Origin of the sequence: Pseudonocardia pini (assembly GCF_013870575.1) — a bacterium.
Classification (GTDB): domain Bacteria; phylum Actinomycetota; class Actinomycetes; order Mycobacteriales; family Pseudonocardiaceae; genus Pseudonocardia; species Pseudonocardia pini.
In genome coordinates this window covers 1-1,298 of record NZ_JACBXB010001117.1, presented here as the reverse complement: position 1 = coordinate 1,298, position 1,298 = coordinate 1, and the positions used below count along the sequence as shown (strand labels likewise).

Here is a 1,298-nt window from a genome sequence, read left to right as displayed (position 1 = left end):
GAGAGTCCGTGGGGGAGATCAGCCCGCGAGGGCGGCGATCTCCGAGGCGATGTCCCCGGCCGAGGGGGCGGCCAGCGTGGGGACGGTCGTCTTGCCGGTGGTGTCGAGGTCCTGGTCGGTCGTCGACGGCAGCTCCGGCGCGGCGAGCTCGGGTGCGGCGGGCACCTCCGGCGCGTCGGGGAGCTCGGGCCCGGCCAGCGGGATGTTCCCGAGCGGGCTGCCGAAGTCGCCGTTGACCTCCGGGGCACCGGGCAGCGCCGGGAGCTCCGGCAGGGTCGGGGCCTCGGCGGCCTGGTACGAGCCGGTCGGGACGTCGGAGGCGGCGGCGCCCGCGCCCTCGGCGACCGGGGTGTCCGCGACGTCCGCGACGTCCGCGCTGTCCTGCGCGACGGTCGAGTCGCCGGTGGTCTGGGTGCTGACCTCGGGGGCCTCGAAGTGGAGGATCCCGGGCACGTCGACCTCCTCGGGGAGCTCGGGGGCCGCGGGGAGCGCGGGTGCCTCCAGGGCCGAGGCGTCCGGCAGGGCCGGGGCCTCGGTGGGGAGCTCGGGGGTCGCGGGAAGCTCGGGCAGGTCGGCGGCGAACGCCTGTCCCGCGAAGCCTGCGCCGAGGGCGGCGATCCCGGCGACGGTGGCCGAGGTGCGCAACGTGCGCCTGGCGAGACTGCTCATGACTGGAGGGTCCTTCCGATCGGGGGAGATCGTTGATCTGAGTGGCCAACGACCCCGCCGTGACCCGGTTGTGCCCGCGAACGCCCGTTCACTCGATGCGGTGGAAGCAAAGACGCAGGTCACACACGGTTCACCGGGACGAGGTACGCGGTGATGCTTGACGGGCGCAGGATCACGGTCCTGTCACGAAGGCCCTCCGCTCGACGCCGAACCCGCCTCTCACGGATGATCGGCCCGTGCGAGAACGCGGACTGGTCGCGGCCGGCGTCGGTGCCGGCCTCGGGATGCTGGGCGCCGGGGCGGTCGGCATCGGCCACCACTACGCCACGGTGCTGCTGGATCCGGCGCGGGTCGTGGCGTTCCCCGAGCGGGTGCTGCGCTCCGCGGCCGACTCCGTCACGCTCGCCACGAGCAGGCTGGTCCGCCAACCCGGTGTGTGGGGGCTGCGCTGGGCCGAGGGACTCGCCGTGGTGGGGCCGATCCTGCAGGAGGACCGACGCGGCGTGCGGCGGGCGCTCCTGGCGGGCCCCGTCCCGCCGGAGGGCCCCGCGGTGGTCGACGCCGGCCCGTTGGTCGGGAACAAGGCGCCGTTCGACGACGAGAAGGTCCGCCAGGCCTTCGCGTACGCC

Annotated in this window: 2 protein-coding genes; one reads left to right on the top strand and one right to left on the bottom strand. The window is 75.2% G+C overall.

Going from position 1 to position 1,298, the window contains the following annotated elements; translation table 11 throughout:
• Nucleotides 1-18: 18 nt before the first annotated feature.
• A complete protein-coding gene (locus H5J29_RS33040; protein WP_181784813.1) occupies nt 19-669 on the bottom strand; it encodes a hypothetical protein in 651 nt (216 codons plus the stop codon).
• A gap of 236 nt (nt 670-905) precedes the next feature.
• Between H5J29_RS33040 and H5J29_RS33035 the strand changes: the two genes are divergently transcribed.
• On the top strand, nt 906-1,298 hold a 393-nt coding region (locus H5J29_RS33035), incomplete at its 3' end, for a DUF8805 domain-containing protein (RefSeq protein WP_512700158.1).